Consider the following 20,800-nt stretch of genomic DNA (forward strand, 5'->3'; position numbering starts at 1 on the left):
ATGGGAAAGATAACAGGATTTTTAGAGTTTAAGCGTGAGAACGAAAGTTATATAGCGCCAGAAAAACGCATAGAGAATTACAAAGAATTTACGGTTCCGTTACCAGAAGATCACCTGAAAGATCAAGGCGCTCGTTGTATGGATTGCGGAATTCCGTTTTGCCATAGTGGTTGTCCGCTTGGGAATTTAATTCCAGATTTTAATGATAAAGTTTATAAAGGAAAATGGAAAGAAGCTGCTGAAATTTTACACAAAACCAACAACTTCCCAGAGTTTACAGGACGCTTATGTCCAGCACCTTGCGAAGAGGCTTGTGTACTTGGTATTAACGAAGACCCAGTAACCATAGAAAATATTGAAAAAAACATAGTAGAAACCGCCTTTAATGAAGGTTGGATTGTAGCACAACCACCAAAAGTAAGAACCGAAAAAACAGTTGCTGTTATTGGTTCTGGACCTGCTGGATTAGCTGCCGCACAACAATTAAATCGCGCAGGACATACCGTTACTGTTTTTGAACGTGACGAAAAAGTGGGTGGCTTATTACGCTATGGCATTCCAGATTTTAAAATGGAAAAAACCGTGATTGACAGACGTGTTGCTGTTTTAGAAGAAGAAGGTATTATTTTTAAAACCAACGCTCATGTTGGTAAAAACATAGACGCCAACCAGCTTAAAGACGACTTTGATGCTGTTGTTTTATGTGGTGGCGCAACCGTAAGAAGAAGCATTCCTATACCTGGAGCGGATTTAAAAGGGGTAACGCAAGCGATGGATTTCTTAAAACTAAACAACCAATACGTGGATGGTTTAGTGGATTTTAAAGACGTTATTTCTGCTAAAGGAAAAGACATTATCGTAATTGGTGGTGGAGATACAGGAAGTGATTGTATTGGAACGTCCAATCGTCATGGCGCAACCTCTGTGACTAATTTTGAAATTTTAAGCAAACCTTCTGAAGGTCGCCCTGCAAATCAACCTTGGCCTTATTGGCCTATGAAATTAAAAACAACCTCATCGCACCAAGAAGGTGTCGAGCGTTTTTTTAGTATTTCTACTAAAGCGTTTATTGGCGATAAAAAAGGAAACCTAAAAGGCTTAAAAACGGTTGAAGTAGAATGGATTTTTACACCAGGTGAAAGACCTCAACTTAAAGAGGTTCCAAATACTGAAAAAGAATGGAAATGCGACATCGCATTATTAGCACTTGGTTTTACAGGCGCTGAAAAAACACTAGCAGATCAATTTGGTTTAAAAATGGATTTTAGAAGTAATATTGAAGCAACAATAAAAGATTACAAAACAAACATCCCTGGTGTTTTTGCAGCTGGAGATATGCGTCGTGGACAATCGTTGATTGTTTGGGCTATTTCAGAAGGTAGACAAGCAGCACATCATATTGACACCTATTTAATGGGAGAATCCTGTTTACCTTTAAAGGATGACAGCGATTTACCTCGGGTTTAAACAAACACAACTCTTTGTCATATTGAGCACAGTCGAAATGCTATCTAAAATTAAACCTTAAGGTTTTCGACTGCGCTCAAACTGACAGTGATATAGCTAAAACACTTTCTTGTTTTGAACGACTATTCACAAAGGGGAATAAACTTAAATCAAATCCTACAGAAGTAGGATTTTTTCAATTTCAAGAATCAGTACAAAAACGAATGCCACATTGAGCGCAGTCGAAATGCTATTAAAGCCTAAATCATAAGATTTTCGACTACGCTCAAATTGACAGTTATAAGCCTAAAACGTTACTCAGGATACTTCCCTCTAATCCCATCCAAACACAAATTACCAATACTACCAACATGCGTGTGTTTTTTAGAGGTATCTGGTACATAAGTTCCACTTTCCACTTCGCCTCCAATTTTTTGATACGCTTCTCTAAAAGGCATACCTCCCACAACCAATGTATTAATATTATCTACCGTAAATAAGTATTGATATTTAGCATCATTCAAATCAATATCTTTTACAATGACTTGCTGAATGGCATAATTAAAAATATCTAATAAATCTTTTACATCTTCAATTGCTGCAATTATGTTTTCCTTTAACAACTGAAAATCTCTATGGTAACCACTTGGTAAATTATTAGTAATTAACACCATTTCAGTATGCAAAGCTTGAATCTTATTGGCCTTTCCACGGATTAATTCAAACACATCTGGATTCTTTTTATGTGGCATAATACTACTCCCCGTCGTTAACTCATCCGGAAAGGCAATAAAGCCAAAATTCTGACTATTATACACACAAATATCCATTGCAAAACGCGCTAAAGTATTACACACACTTCCTAAAGCTAAAGCGATTGTTCGTTCGCTTTTTCCTCTACTCATTTGCGCAGCAACAACGTTGTATTTTAAGGTTGAAAAATTTAATTCTTTAGTCGTTAATTCTCGATCAATAGGAAACGAACTTCCGTAACCCGCTGCAGAACCTAACGGATTTTGATCTACGGTTTTCAAGGCTGCATTTAGCAAGTATACATCATCAATTAAAACCTCAGCATAAGCAGAAAACCACAATCCAAAGGAAGATGGCATAGCTACTTGTAAATGCGTATAACCAGGAAGTAAAGCGTCTTTATGCGTTTCCGCCAAACCTAAAAGGGTCTCAAAAAACGTTTTTGTCTTCGTATTAATTTCTTTTAAATTCTCCTTGTAATAAAGCTGAAGCGCAACTAAAACTTGATCGTTTCTAGAACGTGCGGTATGGATTTTCTTTCCGACATCTCCTAAGGTTTTAGTCAGCTCATATTCAATTTTAGAATGCACATCTTCAAAGGATTCTTCAATAACAAAGGTTCCGTTTTCTATAGTTTCCGCAATAACGTGCAAACCATTTTTTAATTGTTGCAATTCTTCCGAAGAAATAATGCCAATAGACTCCAACATTATTGCATGCGCTAAAGACGCTTGCACATCGTACTTTGCAATATGCATATCAATTTCTCTATCGTTTCCAACGGTAAATTGTTCTATTTTTTTATCGATACTTATTCCTTTGTCCCAGAGTTTCATAATTTTATTTTAAAGTACTTTTTCTAATAATTCAATATATATTTTAATCCCTTCTTCAATCTCATTCACGTAAATAAACTCGTCAGCGGAATGCGATCGTGTGCTATCTCCTGGTCCTAGTTTTAAAGACGGACAACTCAACACCGCTTGATCAGATAATGTTGGCGAACCATAAGTGCTTCTACCAATTTCTATTCCTGCAATTACCAATGGATGATCGATAGGAATGGACGACGAATTTAATTTTATGCTACGCGGAATAATACTATCACAAGGCGCTTCTTTCTGTAAAATATCGACAATGTCTTGGTTAGAATATTTATCGTTTACACGTACATCAACCACTAATTTCACATCTGCAGGAACCGCATTATGCTGCTTTCCTGCATTTATTTGCGTAACAGTCAACTTTACCTCTCCTAAAGCTTCAGATGTTTTATTAAATGTGTAATTTTTAAACCATTCTAAAACTGGAATGGTATTATAAATCGCATTATCATGATTTGGATGCGCAGCATGACTAGGCGTTCCTTTTACGATTGCATCAAACACAACTAAGCCTTTTTCAGCAACAGCTAAATTCATTAAAGTTGGTTCTCCAACAATAGCGACATCCACTTTTGGAATGACCGACAACATACTATTTAACCCATTTTCTCCACTGCTCTCTTCTTCAGCGGAAGCGACAATAACCAGATTATAATTAAGTTCATTTTTGTCGTAGAAATAGGCAAACGTTGCTAACAAACTCACCAAACATCCTCCAGCATCATTACTTCCTAAACCATATAATCTACCATCTTCAACAATGGCTTTAAAAGGATCTTTTGTATAACCATTATTTGGCTTTACAGTATCATGATGCGAGTTTAACAACAGCGTTGGTTTGCTCTCGTCAAAATATTTATTGGTTGCCCAAACATTATGATTGGTTCTTTTAAAAGGAATATCCTGCTGCACAAACCATTGCTCAATATGCGCTGCTGTTGGTCCTTCTTCTGAAGAAAACGACTGCGTTTCTATTAATTGTTTTAATAAAGCAATTGCTCTTGCTGTTAGTTTTTCTATCATTTTGAAATGGTTGTGTGTTTATTATTTTTATCGAAAAGCATTTCTGATTTACCAATACAAACTTTTTGTACTTGATTATTTACAGCATGAAAACAGTTATTTAATTTTGGCAGCATGCCTTCATAAATAATACCATTTTCAATTAACGGTTGGTAGCTTTTGGTGTTTATGTTTTCGATAACAGAATTGTCATTATTTACATTTTCTAAAACTCCGTTTTTTTCGAAGCAATAATATAATTCCGTTTTATATATTGAAGCAAAACCTATTGCTAATTCGGAAGCAATCGTATCTGCGTTTGTATTTAATAATTGTCCTTTTTTGTCATGTGTAATTGCGCAAAAAACAGGAGTAATTTCGTTATTTAAAAGAATTTCTAACGTTTCAGTATTTACCTTTTTGACGTCTCCAGCAAATCCATAATCGATAGGTTTTGATGGTCTTAAATCTGAAACTATCGTGTTGCCATCCGCTCCAGAAAAACCAATAGCATTACAATTGTGAGCTTGTAATTGTGCGACTATAGTTTTATTGATTTTTCCAGCATACACCATTGTAATAATATCTAAAGTCACTTGATCGGTTACTCGTCTTCCGTCAATCATTTTAACCTCCACTTGCATTTGTTGTGCTAATTTGGTTGCTAATTTTCCACCACCATGCACTAGGATTTTAGGAGCATCTATAGTCGCAAATGCTTTTAGGAATTGCTTTAAGGCGTCATCATCATCGATGATATTTCCTCCAATTTTTATGATTTTTAGTGTTTTCATGCTTATTCTTCTTTTGATGTGATACTGAAATAAATTCAGTATGACGTGACGGGTTAACATCAACTTGTTACTTACTTTAAATCTTCAGTCGTCAAGCTGAACTTGTTTCAGGGTCTCATTATTTACTAGTTGTGTGATGCTGAAATACAATCAGTATGACGTGACGGGTTAACATCAACTTATTACTTACTTTAAAACCTCAGTCGACAAGCTAAACTTGTTTCAGTGTCTCATTATTTAGTAGTTGTGTGACGCTGAAATGAATTCAGTATGACGATGTAATCTGTTTCAATTAAAAGATTGCTTCAATCGTTCCTCATTCGCAATGACGTTTATAATTCTTCCAAAATCTGCTTCAACACAATTTGCGCAGCAAAAGTCCTATTGTTTGCTTGCTGAATCACAACAGAATGCTCGCCATCCAAAACCGCATCTTCCACAACCACATTACGTCTTACAGGTAAGCAATGCATAAATTTTGCATTACCCAACTTCGCTTTAGTCATCATCCAATTCTCGTCCTGACTCAGTACTTTTCCATAGTCTTTATAATTACTCCAGTTTTTCACATACACAAAATCGGCATCTTTCAAAGCGTCTTCTTGATTGTGATTTATTGGTGTGTTTTTCGTAATTGCTTCGCTTAATTCATAACCTTCAGGATGAGTAATTGTTAAATCGACATCCATATTTTGCATCATTTCTACAAACGAATTTGCAACCGCTTGTGGCAATGCTTTTGGATGTGGCGCCCAAGACAAGACTACTTTTGGTTTCGCTTTTTTAGATAATTCAGTTATAGTAATAGCATCTGCCAATGCTTGTAAAGGATGCGCTGTTGCACTCTCCATATTTACAATTGGCACTGTTGCGTATTTTATAAAGCTGTTCATCACAAACTCACTTTCATCTTTTTTCTTATCTGTTAAACTTGGGAATGCTCTAACCGCAATCACATCTCCATACTGCGAAATCACTTGTGCAGCCTCTTTAATGTGTTCTGACGTGTTTGCACTCATGATTGTTCCATCTTCAAATTCTAGGTTCCATGCGTCATTCACATTTAGGATCATCACATCCATTCCTAGGTTCTTTGCTGCTTTTTCGGTACTTAATCGCGTTCGTAAACTGGAATTAAAAAACAGCATGACTAATGTTTTATGTTTTCCTAAATCTTCGAATTCAAAAGGATTATTTTTTAGTGAAATCGCGTCCTTTATAGTTTCTTGAAGATTTGATATGTCTTTTATTTCTGTATACTTTTTCATCTATTTATTACTTTAATCTTACTGAATTCATTTCAACTTCTCACTGTTATGTGATTCTGAAACTAGTTCAGAATGACGTTGCTATTTAATTCTTATTTCTAAGCCTTTAATGCTCAATATAAATGCTATTACAAACACTTATTTTAATGTATCCACCATTCTCCTCAAGCTGAATTTACTTCAGCTTCTCACTGTTATGTGATTCTGAAACTAGTTCAGAATGACGTTGCTATTTAATTCTTGTTTCTAAGCCTTTAATGCTCAATATAACTGCTATTACAAACACTTATTTTCATGTATCCACAACTCTCGTCAAGCTGAATTTACTTCAGTTTCTCACTGTTAAGCGATTCTGAAACTAGTTCAGAATGACGTTGCTACTTAGTTCTTATTTCTAAGCATTTAATACTCAATATAAATGCTATTACAAACACTTATTTTTATGTATCCACAACCCTCGTCAAGCTGAATTTATTTCAGCTTCTCACTGTTATGCGATTCTGAAACTAGTTCAGAATGACGTTGCTCAGGCTACCCCTGCAACTCACTTTTTAAAGCCTCAAAAAGCAAATCAACATGTTCTTTTTTGATGGTTAAAGGCGGAAGAATTCGTAATAAATTAGGATTCTTCGCACTTCCTGTAAATATTTTATGTTCAAAAATTAGCTTTTTACGTAGTTCAGAAATCGGAAAATCAAATTCCAATCCTAACATTAAACCACGTCCTTTTATGTTTTTAACTGCCGAAATTCCTTTTGCTTTTTCAATAAAATAAGCTGAGATGTCTTTAGCATTTTGCATTAAATGCTCTTCTTCAATTACTTCCAAAACAGTAGAAGATGCAACACATGCCAAGTGGTTTCCACCAAAAGTGGTTCCTAACAAACCAAAGGAAGCTTTAATATTTGGATGAATTAAAATCCCACCAATCGGAAACCCATTTCCCATACCTTTGGCAATCGAAATAATATCTGGAGTCACATTATATTTCTGAAACGCGAAGAAATCGCCAGTTCTTCCAAAACCAGATTGCACCTCATCTGCAATAAAACAGGTATTGTATTTTTTACATAATACATCGACACCTTCGTAAAACGCTGCAGTACTTTCGTCTAAACCTCCAACACCCTGAATACACTCAATAATTACTGCACAAACATCGTTTTTAGCTAGTGCTTTTTCTACAGCTTCTAAGTCTCCTAATTCTAGAATCTCAACCTCTTGTTGTGCGTTAATTGGCGCAATAATCTTCGTATTATCTGTTGCCGCAACTGCTGCTGATGTACGACCATGAAAGCCATTTTTAAAAGCAACTACTTTTTTCTTTCCGTTATGGAATGACGCCAGTTTTAAAGCATTTTCATTGGCTTCTGCTCCAGAATTACACAAAAACAATTCATAGTCTGTACAACCTGACAATTGCTCTAACTTGTCGGCTAATTGTACTTGTAACGGGTTCTGAATCGAGTTGCTATAAAACCCTAATTTGGCTACTTGATCAGAAATGGCAGCCACATATTTTGGATGCGAATGCCCAATAGAAATCACAGCATGTCCACCATATAAATCTAAATATTTGGTGTTATTTTCATCGTAAACAAAGACATCTACAGCTTTTACTGGTGTGATATCGAATAATGGATAGACGTTAAATAAACTCATATCTGCTCTTCTTTAATGTTACTAATCTTGTTAAACGAGGCAATCATACCTTGTATTAAAGAGGAACTCAATCCTTTGTGCTCCATCTCATTCAAACCTTCAATCGTACACCCTTTTGGAGTCGTTACACGATCTATTTCCTCTTCCGGATGATTCCCGTTGGTAATCAATAAGCTCGCAGCACCTTCACTGGTATACATCGCTAATTCTTGCGCTTCTTTAGCATCAAACCCTAACTGAATAGCAGCTTGTGTTGTCGCTCTAATTAAACGCATCCAAAACGCAACACCACTTGCGCAAACCACAGTGGCTGCTTGCATTTGACTCTCCGGAATACTCAACGAATGTCCTAAACGGTTAAAAATAGCCTCAGCGATTTTAATACGTTTCGCTCCTTGCACATTACTACACAAACACGTCATGGATTTACCAACTGCAATTGCTGTGTTTGGCATCGCACGAATGATAAATTTATCGGCACCAACTTGCGCTTCAATCTTAGGAATTAAAAAACCAGTAATGGTCGAAATCAAGACGTGCTTCTCTGTTAACTCCGGCTTAATGTAATTCAATATTTGCTCAAAATGCGCTGGTTGCACTGCAAAAATGATGATATCAGATTGCCTTACAGCTTCGGTATTATCCGTTGTTAAATGCACATTTTTATAACCATCAAATTCTTGAATGTCTTCCAAATTCCGTTTGGTTAAATACAAACTAGTAATGGCATTGTTGGTTATCAATCCTTTTGCGATGGACTTTCCTAAGTTTCCTGTTCCTATAATTGCTATTTTCATTTGTTCGTTTTTTTGTCATTACGAAGAAAGAATGACTGAAGTAATCTCTTTAAACAGATTGCTTCAGGTTTACTTCGTTCACTCGTAAAGCTCGCACTAACTATTATCTTTTTAATTAAACTTTCTTTTTACTAAGACCTTTCGACTGCGCTCAAGGTGACATCTTTTTATTATTTGGGCGTTACCACAAGGGTCGCGTTTTCCGTTATATCTTTTTTGCCTTGTTCTCGATACAAATTTGCTCATGCTTCACAAATTCACTCGAACTGACGTCAAAAAAGGATGCCACTTCAACCGCTAACGCAGCAGCAGTACTTTTAAAAATAAGTTGCTTTTAGTTTTAAACCTTCTGTTTCATCAAAACCAAACATTAAGTTCATGTTTTGAACAGCTTGTCCCGAAGCGCCTTTTAGTAAATTATCAATAATGCTTGTCACCAATAATTTGTCTTCATGTTTATGCAAATGAAGAATACACTTATTGGTATTTACTACTTGTTTTAAATGAATCTCATCATCCGAAACCACAGTAAATGCAGCATCTTTATAAAATTCGCTATACAATGCTTTTGCGTCTTCCAAGCTTCCTTTAAAATTAGTGTACATGGTTGCGAAAATTCCTCTAGAAAAATCACCGCGATTTGGCATAAAGTTGATGTCTGACTTAAAGTTAGATTGCAATAGTTTCACCGATTGATTAATCTCTCCTAAATGCTGATGCGTAAAAGCTTTATAATGCGAAAAGTTATTATCTCGCCACGTAAAATGAGTAGTTGCAGATAATGATGTTCCTGCTCCTGTTGCTCCTGTAACTGCATTAACGTGTACATCATTTTGCAAAACTTCAGCTTTAGCTAAAGGCAACAATGCTAACTGAATAGCAGATGCAAAACACCCTGGATTTGCAATGTAATTCGCTTTTTTTATCGCTTCTTTATTTAATTCAGGCAAACCATAAACAAACGTTTTTCCTTCAAAAATGGCGTCTTTAGTTAATCTAAAATCATTACTTAAATCAATAATTTTAGTTTCAGCAGAAAATGAATTGTTCTCTAAAAATGCTTTAGAATTTCCGTGACCTAAACACAAAAACAACACGTCTACTTTTGGGTTAATTTTACTTGAAAATTCCAAATCTGTACTACCAATTAAATCTTGGTGTACTTTATATATCTTATTTCCAGCATTAGAGGTACTGTAAATAAAATTGATGTTAGCTTTTGGATGATTTAACAACAATCTAATAAGTTCTCCAGCTGTATAACCTGCTCCTCCAATGATTCCTATTTCTAATTTTTTCATTTTGATTCTTTTACTTTACCATTCTTCGTTTAACACTTCGACTGCGCTCAGTGTGACACAGAATAATAATTTGCTTTAATTATCATTTTTGAGATACTGAAACACGTTCAGCATGACTAAAATCAAGAATTTACTTGTTGATAAATCTTATTTTGGTTTCCTACAATTTTGATAAACCCTTTTGCTTCTTCAGCAGTCCAACCTTTATTTTCTTCGCCATAACTTCCAAACTTTGCATTCATTAAATCATGTTTAGAGCTGATTCCGTCTACAGTAAAATAGTATGGTTTTAAGGTCACAAAAACATCTCCCGACACTTTGTCTTGGCTGCTTTGCAAAAAGGCTTCCATGTCACGCATTACAGGATCTAAATACTGACCTTCATGCAAATGCATTCCGTAGAAATTTGACATATAATCTTTGTGCTGTAATTGCCATTTTGTTAGTGTATGCTTTTCTAATAAATGGTGTGCTTTTATTATCACCAAAGCAGCAGCAGCTTCAAAACCAACACGTCCTTTAATACCAACTATTGTATCTCCAACGTGAATATCTCTACCAATTGCATACGCAGACGCCAGATTGTTTAACACTTCAATATTTACGTCTGATGCATTTTCAACTCCATTAACAGCAACCAATTCTCCTTTTAAAAAGGTTAATGTCACTTTTTCATCCTCAGTACGTTTTAATTGCGAAGGATAAGCACTTTCTGGTAATGGTTTTTCTGATGTTAATGTTTCTTCTCCACCAACACTGGTTCCCCAAAGTCCTTTATTAACAGAATATTTTGCCTTTTCCCAAGATGCTTCGATACCGTTTTCTTTTAAGTAATCAATTTCTTGTTGTCTGCTTAAACTTCCATCTCTAATGGGCGTGATAATTTTAATATGTGGCGCTAACGTTTGAAAAATCATATCAAAACGCACTTGATCGTTTCCTGCTCCTGTGCTTCCGTGTGCGATATATTCGGCATCAATACTTTTTGCATATTCGATAATTTCGATTGCCTGAATAATACGCTCTGCACTTACAGATAAAGGATAGGTGTTATTCTTCAAAACATTTCCGAAGATTAAATACTTAATCACTTTATCATAATACGAGGCAATTGCGTCAATGTTTTTATAAGTTGACACACCCATTTTATACGCATTAGCTTCAATGGTTTGAATTTCTTCATCAGAAAAGCCACCCGTATTTACACTTACTGCATGCACATCGTAACCTGCTTTACTTAAACTTACTGCGCAATAGGATGTATCTAATCCACCACTATATGCTATTACTAATTTTCCCTTTCTGTCACTTTGTGACATCTTTCCCGAAGGGAAAACATCATCGGATTTATTCGTTTTTTTCATTCTTTTCTTTTTTAAGGAACATGGATTGCTTAATGTTTTTCAATCTGGTCCATACTTTTTTATCATGATTATTTGCTGCTGGTTTTGCTGCTTCCTTTTTAGAAGGATCATACAACATACCTGTACATAAGCACATTTTTTGCTCTGTTCTTGTTAAAACATCAAAGTTTTTGCAGGTCTGACAGCCATTCCAAAAGGATTGATCGTCTGTTAATTCTGAAAACGTCACAGGTTTATAACCTAAATCACTATTCATTTTCATAACTGCTAAACCTGTAGTAATACTAAATACTTTAGCCTCCGGAAACTTGGTTCTAGAATGCTCGAATATTTTCTGTTTGATCTGTTTAGCTAAGCCAATGTTTCTAAAATCTGGATGTACAATTAATCCAGAATTGGCTACAAATTTGCCATGACCCCATTGTTCGATATAACAAAAGCCTGCAAATTTATCGCCCTCTAAAGCAATAACAGCATTACCATTTTCCATTTTGGTAATGATGTATTCAGGCTTGCGTTTTGCAATACCAGTTCCTCTAACTTGAGCAGCATCAGCAATAGTGTTACAAATAATATCTGCGTAAATACTATGCGATTTATCAGCAATAACAATTTCCATTGTAATTGAATTTTAAATTAAAAAATGTGATAATTTTTGTTTTTGAAAGCAGAACCGGACTCACCTTAGTTCTATAAATAGAAGTACACCCTAAGGGCGACGACGGAAAATTGGACGTAGGGTTATCCTGTTATTATTTCTAATAACTGTATTTAAAAAAGGAAATATTTGTGTTGAATTGTTCACTGTCTGAAAAAAAATAAAAACTATTAACTAAAAGCTTGAAGTATGCGTATTAGCGACGTCGTCTGCGTAATAGCAAACTTGTGGGTCTTTCGTTTTTATTTAGTGTTGTAAACATGGTACAAACGTATAATTTAATTTGATACAAAAGTTGATTTTGTGTCATTTTTGATGAATTTTTACGAATTTGAAAGTATTTAAGGTCATAATTATCAAAATCACACTAAAAACTGAAATAAATCAGGCTTATCATTTAGATAATCTCCATAAAAATTATGACGCTTCATTTTAGTAATTAATGGCTCTAAATCGTTTGGAGATTTCAACTCAATTCCAACCACAGCAACATCATTTTCGCGGTTTGCTTTTTTAGTATATTCAAAATGAGTAATATCATCTGTATCACCTAAAATATCAACAACAAAATCTCTTAATGCTCCTGAACGCTGTGGAAACTTAACAATAAAATAGTGCTTTAAATCGGCATGTAATAGCGCACGTTCTTTAATTTCTGCCGTACGCGTGATATCATTATTACTTCCGCTTATAACACAAACTACATTTTTACCTTTAATTTCTTCTTTAAAATACTCTAAAGCAGATAAACTTAAAACCCCTGCAGGCTCTGCCACAATCGCTTCTTTATTGTATAAATCTAAAATGGTTTGACAAATCTTACCTTCATCTACAGTAACCACACGATGTAATGTCTCTTTACAAATAGCGAAATTTAAATCACCAACACGCTTAACCGCAGCACCATCTACAAAACTATCAATCTCTTCTAACTCGGTGTTTTTGTTATTTCTTATTGACGTTAACATCGAAGGTGCGCCTTTTGGCTCTACACCTATAATTTTTGTCTGTGGTGATAACAACTTAAAAACAGAGGATAATCCTGAAGACAAACCTCCACCTCCAATAGGTACAAAAACGTAATCTATTGGGTGAAACTCCGTTTGATCTATAATCTCTAAACCAACTGTTGCTTGACCTTCAATAACTTTTTTATCATTAAATGGATGGATAAACGCTTTGATTAAACGCTCGCAATCTTCCATTGCTGCATGATAAGCATCATCAAACGTATCGCCTACTAAAACCACCTCTATATAATCTTCTCCAAACATTTTAACCTGTTCCACCTTTTGATTTGGTGTTGGAGAAGGCATAAAAATGGTGCCTTTTATTTTTAACAATTTACAAGATAAGGCCACTCCTTGTGCATGGTTTCCAGCACTTGCACATACAATTCCTTTTTCAGCTTCAGCTTCAGTTAAAGATGACATTTTATTGTAAGCACCTCTAATTTTATAGGAACGTACTTGCTGTAAGTCTTCCCGTTTAAACATGATGTTTGCTTCAAATTGCTTTGAATATCGCATGTTTGAAATTAAAGGAGTTACAGTTGCAACTCCTCTTAATTTTTCGGCAGCAGCCTCAACAGCTTCTATAGTAGGCCTGTATGTTGTTTTGGTTTCTTCCATGTTTATTTCCCACGACAGTGGAAATATTTTTGTGTTATAAATGAGACGCTTCGACTCCGCTCAGTGTGACAAGCTAATTAGCTATTATACTAAAACTGAAGCTGCTGTCTTAACGTCTGATTTTATAATCTTCATTGCTGTCATCGCAGCTCTTAATCGTTTTCCAACTGCTTCGATTGGATGATTTCTAATCGCATCGTTTACTGCTATTAATTCGATGTTATCAACTCCCGTTGTTGCAGAAAATGATTTACCAATTATATCTGTTTTAACCGTTTTCATAAAATCAGTTAATAGCGGTTTACAAGCATGGTCAAATAAATAACATCCGTATTCTGCAGTATCCGAAATGACTCTGTTCATTTCAAATAATTTTTTTCTAGCAATTGTATTCGCTATTAATGGCAACTCATGAAGCGACTCGTAATACGCAGAATCTTCAATAATCCCAGCACTTACCATAGTTTCGTAAGCTAATTCTACACCAGACTTTACAAATGCTACTAATAACGTACCGTGATCAAAATACTCTTGCTCAGAAATGTGATCTGGTGTTAATGCTGTTTTCTCAAAAGCAGTTTCGCCTGTTGCAGCTCTCCATTTTAAAAGATTTACATCATCATTTGCCCAATCTTCCATCATTGTTTCTGAGAAATGACCAGAGATAATATCATCCATATGCTTTTCAAACAAAGGACGCATGATATCTTTTAATTCTTCAGATAATTGGTATGCTTTTACTTTTGCTGGATTAGACAAACGGTCCATCATGTTTGTAATTCCACCATGTTTTAACGCTTCAGTAATTGTTTCCCAACCAAACTGGATTAATTTTCCAGCATAACCAGGTTCAATACCTTCTGCAACCATTTTATCGAATGATAAAATAGCACCTGTTTGAAGTAAACCACATAAGATAGTTTGCTCTCCCATTAAATCACTTTTTACCTCAGCAACAAAAGACGATTCTAACACACCTGCACGATGCCCTCCAGTAGCAGCAGCATAAGCTTTTGCCTGAGCCCAACCTTTATTTTCTGGATCGTTTTCTGGATGCACAGCAATTAATGTTGGCACACCAAAACCACGTTTATATTCTTCTCTAACCTCTGTTCCTGGACACTTTGGAGCGACCATAATAACAGTAATATCCTCTCTTACCTGAGTCCCTTCTTCAACAATATTAAATCCGTGAGAATAACTTAATGTCGCGCCTTTTTTCATTAAAGGCATTATCGCTTTTACTACGTTTGTATGTTGCTTATCTGGTGTTAAATTCAATACTAAATCTGCAGTAGGAATTAACTCGTCATAAGTCCCAACAGTAAATCCGTTAGAATTTGCGTTTTTAAAAGACTCGCGTTGCTCATCAATTGCAACCTGTCTTAATGTGTACGAAATATCTAAACCAGAATCTCTCATGTTTAAACCTTGGTTTAAACCTTGTGCGCCGCAACCAACAATTACAATTTTTTTCCCTTTTAATGCATTTACACCATCTTCAAACTCTGAAGCATCCATGAATCTACATTTACCTAATTGATCTAATTGATTTCTTAATGATAATGTGTTAAAGTAATTTGACATTGTCTTGTTTTTTTAATGTTGGAATGCTTCTAGCATTGTTGATATTTTCATTTCTTCTTTAGATACTGCAATACGTCCTGAACGTGTAAATTGCATGATTCCAAAAGCACTTAACTCTCTATGTAGTAATTCGATTTCTTCTTTACGTCCTGATTTTTCAATCACAAAAAAATCGCGATTTACCGTTACAATTCTTGCGTTGCTTTCTTTGATTATATTCTGAATTGAACGCTCGTCAAATAACAAAGCTGATCTCATTTTAAAGATGCAAGACTCTTGGTAAATAATCTCATCTTCTGTATGATAATAGGCTTTAATAACCTCGACTTGCTTTTCTATCTGACCAATAATTTTCTTGATATTATCTTCGGACATATTTACTACTATAGTAAATCTAGACACGCCCTCAATTTCTGAAGGAGACGTGTTTAAGCTCTCTATATTAATATGTCTTCTTTGGAATATTGCTGAAATCCTATTCAACAACCCTATATTGTTTTCAGTATAAACAGATACTGTATATAATTGTTTTTCTGTGCTCATATTACTCTAATCTTACGTCTGAAACTGATGCTCCTGTTGGTATCATTGGGAATACATTTCCTTCTTTTTCTACACAAACTTCTAAAAAATAAGGCCCATCGGTGCTTATCATTTTAGCAACTGCGTCCCTTAAATCTTCTCGTTTTGTTACTTTCTCTGCTGGTATAGAATAACCTTTAGCAATAGCAACAAAGTCTGGATTTGTCATTTCGGTTGAGGCATAACGTTTATCAAAAAACAGTTGTTGCCACTGTCTAACCATACCTAAAAACTCATTATTTAAAACCACTATTTTAACACCTGCTTTTTGCTGAAAAATAGTACCTAATTCTTGAATGGTCATTTGATAACCACCATCTCCTGAGATTGAAATTACCTCACGATCCGGAGCTGCCATTTTTGCTCCAATTGCAGCAGGTAAGCCAAAGCCCATTGTCCCTAAGCCTCCGGATGTAATGTTACTTCTGGTTTTGTTGAAATTAGCATATCTACAAGCAATCATTTGATGCTGACCAACGTCTGTCACAATGGCTGCATCACCTTTAGTTTGACTATTAATTTCTTTTAACACCTCTGCCATCGTTAATCCTTCCTTTGTAGGATATAAGTCATGTTTTATTACTTTTTCATATTCAATAGCATATAAATCCTTGAATTTTTGATGCCATTCTGGATATGTTTTTTCTTCTAAAAGCGGTAATAAGGCAGCTAAACTTTCTTTAGAATCACCTAAAACAGCTACTTCTGTTTTTACATTTTTATCTATTTCGGCAGGATCAATTTCAAAATGAATCACTTTTGCCTGTTTAGCATACGTAGATAAACTTCCGGTTACACGATCGTCAAATCGCATTCCGATTGCAATTAACACATCACAGTCGTTAGTTAACACATTTGGCGCATAATTACCGTGCATACCAACCATACCAATGTTTAAAGGATGAGCGGTGGGAATTGCTCCTGCGCCTAAAATAGTCCAAGCCGAAGGGATTCCTGCTTTTTCTACTACAGCTTTAAATTCGGCTTCAGCCTGACCTAAAGACACGCCTTGCCCCCAAACAATCATTGGTTTTTTTGCTGCATTAATTAATTTAGCAGCAGCTTCAACTGAAGCTATATTTAATTCTGGAACAGGAATATAACTTCTGACCCCTTTACATTTTTCGTATTTAAAATCGAACTCTTCAAACTGAGCATCCTTTGTAATATCTATCAAAACAGGTCCTGGACGTCCACTTCTTGCAATATAAAAGGCTTTAGCCATTGCTTCTGGAATCTGAGAGGCTTTGGTAACCTGACAATTCCATTTTGTAACTGGAGTAGATATACCCACGATATCCGTCTCCTGAAACGCATCACTACCTAATAAATGCGAAGCTACTTGACCGGTAATACAGACCATTGGTGTGCTATCTATTTGTGCATCTGCGATACCTGTAATTAAGTTTGTAGCTCCTGGTCCCGACGTTGCAATTGCAACACCAACTTTACCAGAAATACGCGCATAACCTTGTGCTGAATGTGTTGCACCTTGCTCATGTCGTGTTAATACATGATGAATTTTGTCCTGGTATTTATAAAGCTCATCATAAACAGGCATGATTGCCCCTCCAGGATAACCGTAAAGGATATCAACCCCTTCAGCTAACAAACATCTGATAACTGCTTCACTACCAGAAATACGCTCTGTAGTTTGCGTTGTGTTTGTTTCTTTTTTTATTGTTTTTGTATCCATATTAATCTTGTTAGGATCATTATATTTTTCTATACAGAGACTCTTCGATACTTAATCTGCGCTAAACACAGGCTTACTCAGAGTGACATCTTGTTTTCAATTGTGTTCTATCTAAAACTCGTCAGTCACACATCCTTTTGATGCAGACGAAACGGTTTTAGCATATTTATACAACACCCCTCTTTTAAATTTTAAATCTGGTGCTTTCCATGATTGTCTTCTTTTTTGTAATTCTTCTTCTGAAACTTCCAAAACAATACTGTTTGTTTCTGCATCGATAGTAATCATATCGCCATCTTTTACAAAAGCGATAGTTCCACCTTCTTGTGCTTCAGGCGTAATATGTCCAACAACAAAACCATGTGTCCCTCCAGAAAAACGTCCATCTGTAATTAATGCCACATCTTTACCCAAACCTGCTCCCATAATTGCAGCAGTTGGTTTTAACATTTCTGGCATTCCTGGACCTCCTTTTGGACCTTCGTATCTTATGACGACAACGTCTCCTTTTTCTACTAACCCATCTCTTATTCCATCATTTGCAGCATATTCGCCTTCAAATACTTTGGCTTTACCAATAAAACTTAGGCCTTCTTTTCCTGTGATTTTAGCAACACTTCCTTCCGTTGCTAGATTACCATAAAGCATACGTAAATGTCCAGAGATTTTAATAGGTTTTTCGATTGGTTTTATAACGTCTTGACCTTCTTTTAAGTCAGCAACATCTAATAAGTTTTCTGCAATTGTTTTTCCTGTAACGGTTAAACAATCTCCATGAATTAAACCTTTCTTTAAAAGGTATTTTAATACTGCAGGAATTCCGCCAACAGCGTGTACATCTTCCATTAAGTATTTTCCGCTAGGTTTTAAATCTGCTAAAAATGGTGTAGTATCACTTATTTTTTGAAAATCTTTTAAAGTGAAATCAATATCTGCAGCTCTTGCAATTGCTAAAAAGTGAAGCACTGCATTTGTAGAACCTCCTAAAATAGTAACTAATCTAACCGCGTTTTCAAGAGATTTACGAGTAATAATATCTGATGGCTTGATGTCTTTTTCTAACAACACACGCATCGCTTCTCCTGCTTTTACAGATTCGGCTTTTTTAGCATCGCTTAATGCTGGGTTAGACGAGTTAAAAGGCAAGGTCATCCCTAAAGCTTCAATAGCCGAAGCCATTGTGTTTGCGGTGTACATCCCACCACAAGCTCCTGCTCCAGGACACGCTTTTTCAACAATGCTTTGGTATTCCGTCTCTTCCATAGTTCCGGCAACCTTACTTCCCCAAGCTTCAAAAGCAGAGACGACATCTAGTTTTTGTCCGTTATGACAACCAGAATCTATTGTACCACCGTATACTAAAATACTTGGGCGATTTAATCTAATCATTGCAATTAATGCACCTGGCATATTCTTATCGCAACCGACAACTGTAATTAAACCATCATAACTCATTGCTTGTACTACAGTTTCCATAGAATCTGCAATAATATCTCGAGATGGTAATGAGTAGCGCATACCTGGTGTCCCCATAGAAATACCGTCACTAACACCGATAGTATTAAAAATAAGACCAATAATGTCTTCGTTTTTAGTCCCTTCTTTTGTCAATTTTGCTAAATCATTTAAATGCATATTACAAGGATTACCTTCGTAACCTGTGCTTGCAATACCAATGATTGGCTTAAAAAAATCTTCTTTAGTTAATCCAATAGCGTGCAACATAGCTTGAGCAGCTGGCTGCGTTGGATCTTGAGTGACTGTTTTACTGTATTTGTTTAATTCCATTTATGGTCTACTTCTATTTAAATAATAATCTAAAGTAGAGGTTTGACCTTTTATAGCTAGTCTGTTTTTAAAATACAGACTAAATTCAGGTTACGAAATAACAGATTAATTAATTGATAATCAACACTTTAAACAGTGTTTATTATGACACCCAAGATGTTTAATTTTATTCAATTTCTATAAAAAAGTATTTATAGATCTTGAGGATAATAAAAAAAATGAATTAATTGCTTAATAAAACCTTTTTTTCGAGTGTTACAGTTAATTGCTTTGTATCCCTTTGGATGACAAGTTTAACCTTGTCAGGACGATTAGTACTTAGAATCTCACACCATTTTTGATCCGTCACTTTTGCAAAATCTACATCGTTTACACTTAAAATTTTATCATTAATTTTAAGACCTTTTTCTTCCGCTTCTGAATTTTCAGAAATTGAACTGATAAAAACGGATTCATTTTCAAGTCTAATTCCGTAACCATGACCACTAAATATAATTTGGTCATCTGCTATCTTATTTTCAATAAACCATGCTTTACGATCTTTCCAACTTAAAACCACTCTGTAATTTTTTAAAAATCCGGCACCGATAGTCCTTGATCCAAATTGCCCAAAAGACATCAGGGTACTTGGTACCTTAAAATCACCTGTTTTAAAACTATCAACAATTGCTTTATAAGTAGTTGACGTTTTTATATCTCCGTATACTCCAGCTACAGTACTTCCACCATTAGATTTGACATATTTAATATCAGCATTTTCTTCTCTTAGTTTTTTAAAATCGTACGAAAAAAGAGAAATACCACCACCATAACCATAGTCTATCATAGTACTATATAATTTTTCGTTACCTAAATAAGCTGTTATTGCAGGGGTCCCATCGTAACCAATAAAGATTTTAGCGTGAGGCGTATCCTCAGGAATACTAATAGCGTCAATAGTATTTGTAAATGTAATCTCGTGCTTTACCATATCTACTTCCCAAACAGCATTCCGCATAAAGTTAGCACCTAAAAAGCCATCTATTCCTGTGCACTTAAAATCTTTTACTGCTTCAATATCAAGTACAGCTGCTCCGGTATCAAAAAAATTAATTCCATTTAAATTTATAGTATCCATTTTAACAAAATTTAAATTTTTAGAGGTGTTTCCTAAATCATAAACCTCCTCTTTACCTACAATCTCTAAATTTAATTCCTCTACCATTCTAGGTGAAACTGCAGTAACTGCTCCAGTATCAAATAATAAACGGTACGTTTTACCTTTAATTAACACCTTAACAAAAATAGCATTACCGTAAGGCTCATATTTAAATGTTGATTTAAACACTTTATCTTCAATACTACCTTTTTTTAGTAGCTTTTTAATATTCTGAGAAGTACATAAAAAAGAAGATAGAAACACTACAAATAAAACAAAAACGAACTTGATACTTTTAAGATACATATGCTAACTAGTGTTTAAATCTAATTGAATATTAATAAAATCACCTGACTTGTAATCAATTAGAGTAATTGTTTGGTATGTAAAAAAAAACATTAAAAATGGATAGAAGAAACCCTTTAACATATATAAAACAAAAAAACCGA

At 35.1% G+C, this 20,800-nt stretch carries 16 protein-coding genes; 1 reads left to right on the top strand and 15 read right to left on the bottom strand.

Going from position 1 to position 20,800, the window contains the following annotated elements:
- Complete coding sequence (locus tag BMZ09_RS01930; protein ID WP_090837003.1) at positions 1-1,467, top strand: glutamate synthase subunit beta; 1,467 nt, start codon at positions 1-3, stop codon at positions 1,465-1,467.
- A 293-nt stretch (positions 1,468-1,760) separates the two neighbouring features.
- Here BMZ09_RS01930 and argH read toward each other — a convergent pair whose 3' ends face one another.
- The 15 genes from argH to BMZ09_RS02005 form a co-directional block, all read right to left on the bottom strand.
- The gene (argH, locus tag BMZ09_RS01935; RefSeq protein WP_090837005.1) at positions 1,761-3,035 is read right to left on the bottom strand and encodes an argininosuccinate lyase; all 1,275 of its coding nucleotides are present in this window, start codon (positions 3,033-3,035) and stop codon (positions 1,761-1,763) included.
- A 9-nt stretch (positions 3,036-3,044) separates the two neighbouring features.
- On the bottom strand, positions 3,045-4,106 hold the full coding sequence (locus BMZ09_RS01940) for a M20 family metallo-hydrolase (protein ID WP_090837007.1): 1,062 nt from the start codon (positions 4,104-4,106) through the stop codon (positions 3,045-3,047).
- Positions 4,103-4,879 (bottom strand): acetylglutamate kinase, encoded by a 777-nt coding sequence (argB, locus tag BMZ09_RS01945; RefSeq protein ID WP_177183496.1) that lies wholly within the window; start codon positions 4,877-4,879, stop codon positions 4,103-4,105. The genes BMZ09_RS01940 and argB overlap by 4 nt, the downstream gene beginning before the upstream one ends.
- Before the next feature lie 332 nt (positions 4,880-5,211).
- Complete coding sequence (locus tag BMZ09_RS01950) at positions 5,212-6,147, bottom strand: N-acetylornithine carbamoyltransferase (protein WP_090837008.1); 936 nt, start codon at positions 6,145-6,147, stop codon at positions 5,212-5,214.
- Positions 6,148-6,678: 531 nt separating this feature from the next.
- Positions 6,679-7,809, bottom strand: a complete 1,131-nt coding sequence (locus tag BMZ09_RS01955) for an aspartate aminotransferase family protein (RefSeq protein WP_090837010.1) — start codon at positions 7,807-7,809, stop codon at positions 6,679-6,681.
- Positions 7,806-8,606: a pyrroline-5-carboxylate reductase gene (gene proC / locus BMZ09_RS01960; RefSeq protein WP_090837011.1), complete on the bottom strand. Its 801-nt coding sequence runs from the start codon at positions 8,604-8,606 to the stop codon at positions 7,806-7,808. Before proC ends, BMZ09_RS01955 begins: the two co-directional genes overlap by 4 nt.
- A gap of 317 nt (positions 8,607-8,923) precedes the next feature.
- The gene (gene argC, locus BMZ09_RS01965; RefSeq protein ID WP_090837013.1) at positions 8,924-9,907 is read right to left on the bottom strand and encodes an N-acetyl-gamma-glutamyl-phosphate reductase; all 984 of its coding nucleotides are present in this window, start codon (positions 9,905-9,907) and stop codon (positions 8,924-8,926) included.
- Between the two features lie 122 nt (positions 9,908-10,029).
- Positions 10,030-11,226, bottom strand: a complete 1,197-nt coding sequence (locus BMZ09_RS01970; RefSeq protein ID WP_090837381.1) for an argininosuccinate synthase — start codon at positions 11,224-11,226, stop codon at positions 10,030-10,032.
- Between the two features lie 28 nt (positions 11,227-11,254).
- On the bottom strand, positions 11,255-11,890 hold the full coding sequence (locus BMZ09_RS01975) for a GNAT family N-acetyltransferase (RefSeq protein ID WP_090837015.1): 636 nt from the start codon (positions 11,888-11,890) through the stop codon (positions 11,255-11,257).
- 401 nt (positions 11,891-12,291) lie between these two features.
- Positions 12,292-13,560, bottom strand: coding sequence for a threonine ammonia-lyase IlvA (ilvA, locus tag BMZ09_RS01980; protein WP_090837017.1), 1,269 nt, complete (start codon positions 13,558-13,560; stop codon positions 12,292-12,294).
- A gap of 84 nt (positions 13,561-13,644) precedes the next feature.
- Positions 13,645-15,147: a ketol-acid reductoisomerase gene (gene ilvC / locus BMZ09_RS01985; RefSeq protein ID WP_090837019.1), complete on the bottom strand. Its 1,503-nt coding sequence runs from the start codon at positions 15,145-15,147 to the stop codon at positions 13,645-13,647.
- A 12-nt stretch (positions 15,148-15,159) separates the two neighbouring features.
- Positions 15,160-15,690: an acetolactate synthase small subunit gene (ilvN, locus tag BMZ09_RS01990; RefSeq protein WP_090837020.1), complete on the bottom strand. Its 531-nt coding sequence runs from the start codon at positions 15,688-15,690 to the stop codon at positions 15,160-15,162.
- 1 nt (position 15,691) lies between these two features.
- On the bottom strand, positions 15,692-17,425 hold the full coding sequence (gene ilvB / locus BMZ09_RS01995; protein ID WP_090837021.1) for a biosynthetic-type acetolactate synthase large subunit: 1,734 nt from the start codon (positions 17,423-17,425) through the stop codon (positions 15,692-15,694).
- 111 nt (positions 17,426-17,536) lie between these two features.
- Positions 17,537-19,213, bottom strand: a complete 1,677-nt coding sequence (gene ilvD, locus BMZ09_RS02000; protein WP_090837023.1) for a dihydroxy-acid dehydratase — start codon at positions 19,211-19,213, stop codon at positions 17,537-17,539.
- A gap of 223 nt (positions 19,214-19,436) precedes the next feature.
- Complete coding sequence (locus tag BMZ09_RS02005) at positions 19,437-20,657, bottom strand: aspartyl protease family protein (protein WP_090837026.1); 1,221 nt, start codon at positions 20,655-20,657, stop codon at positions 19,437-19,439.
- Positions 20,658-20,800 lie beyond the last annotated feature (143 nt).

The organism is Olleya namhaensis, assembly GCF_900114005.1.
Classification (GTDB): Bacteria; Bacteroidota; Bacteroidia; order Flavobacteriales; family Flavobacteriaceae; genus Olleya; species Olleya namhaensis.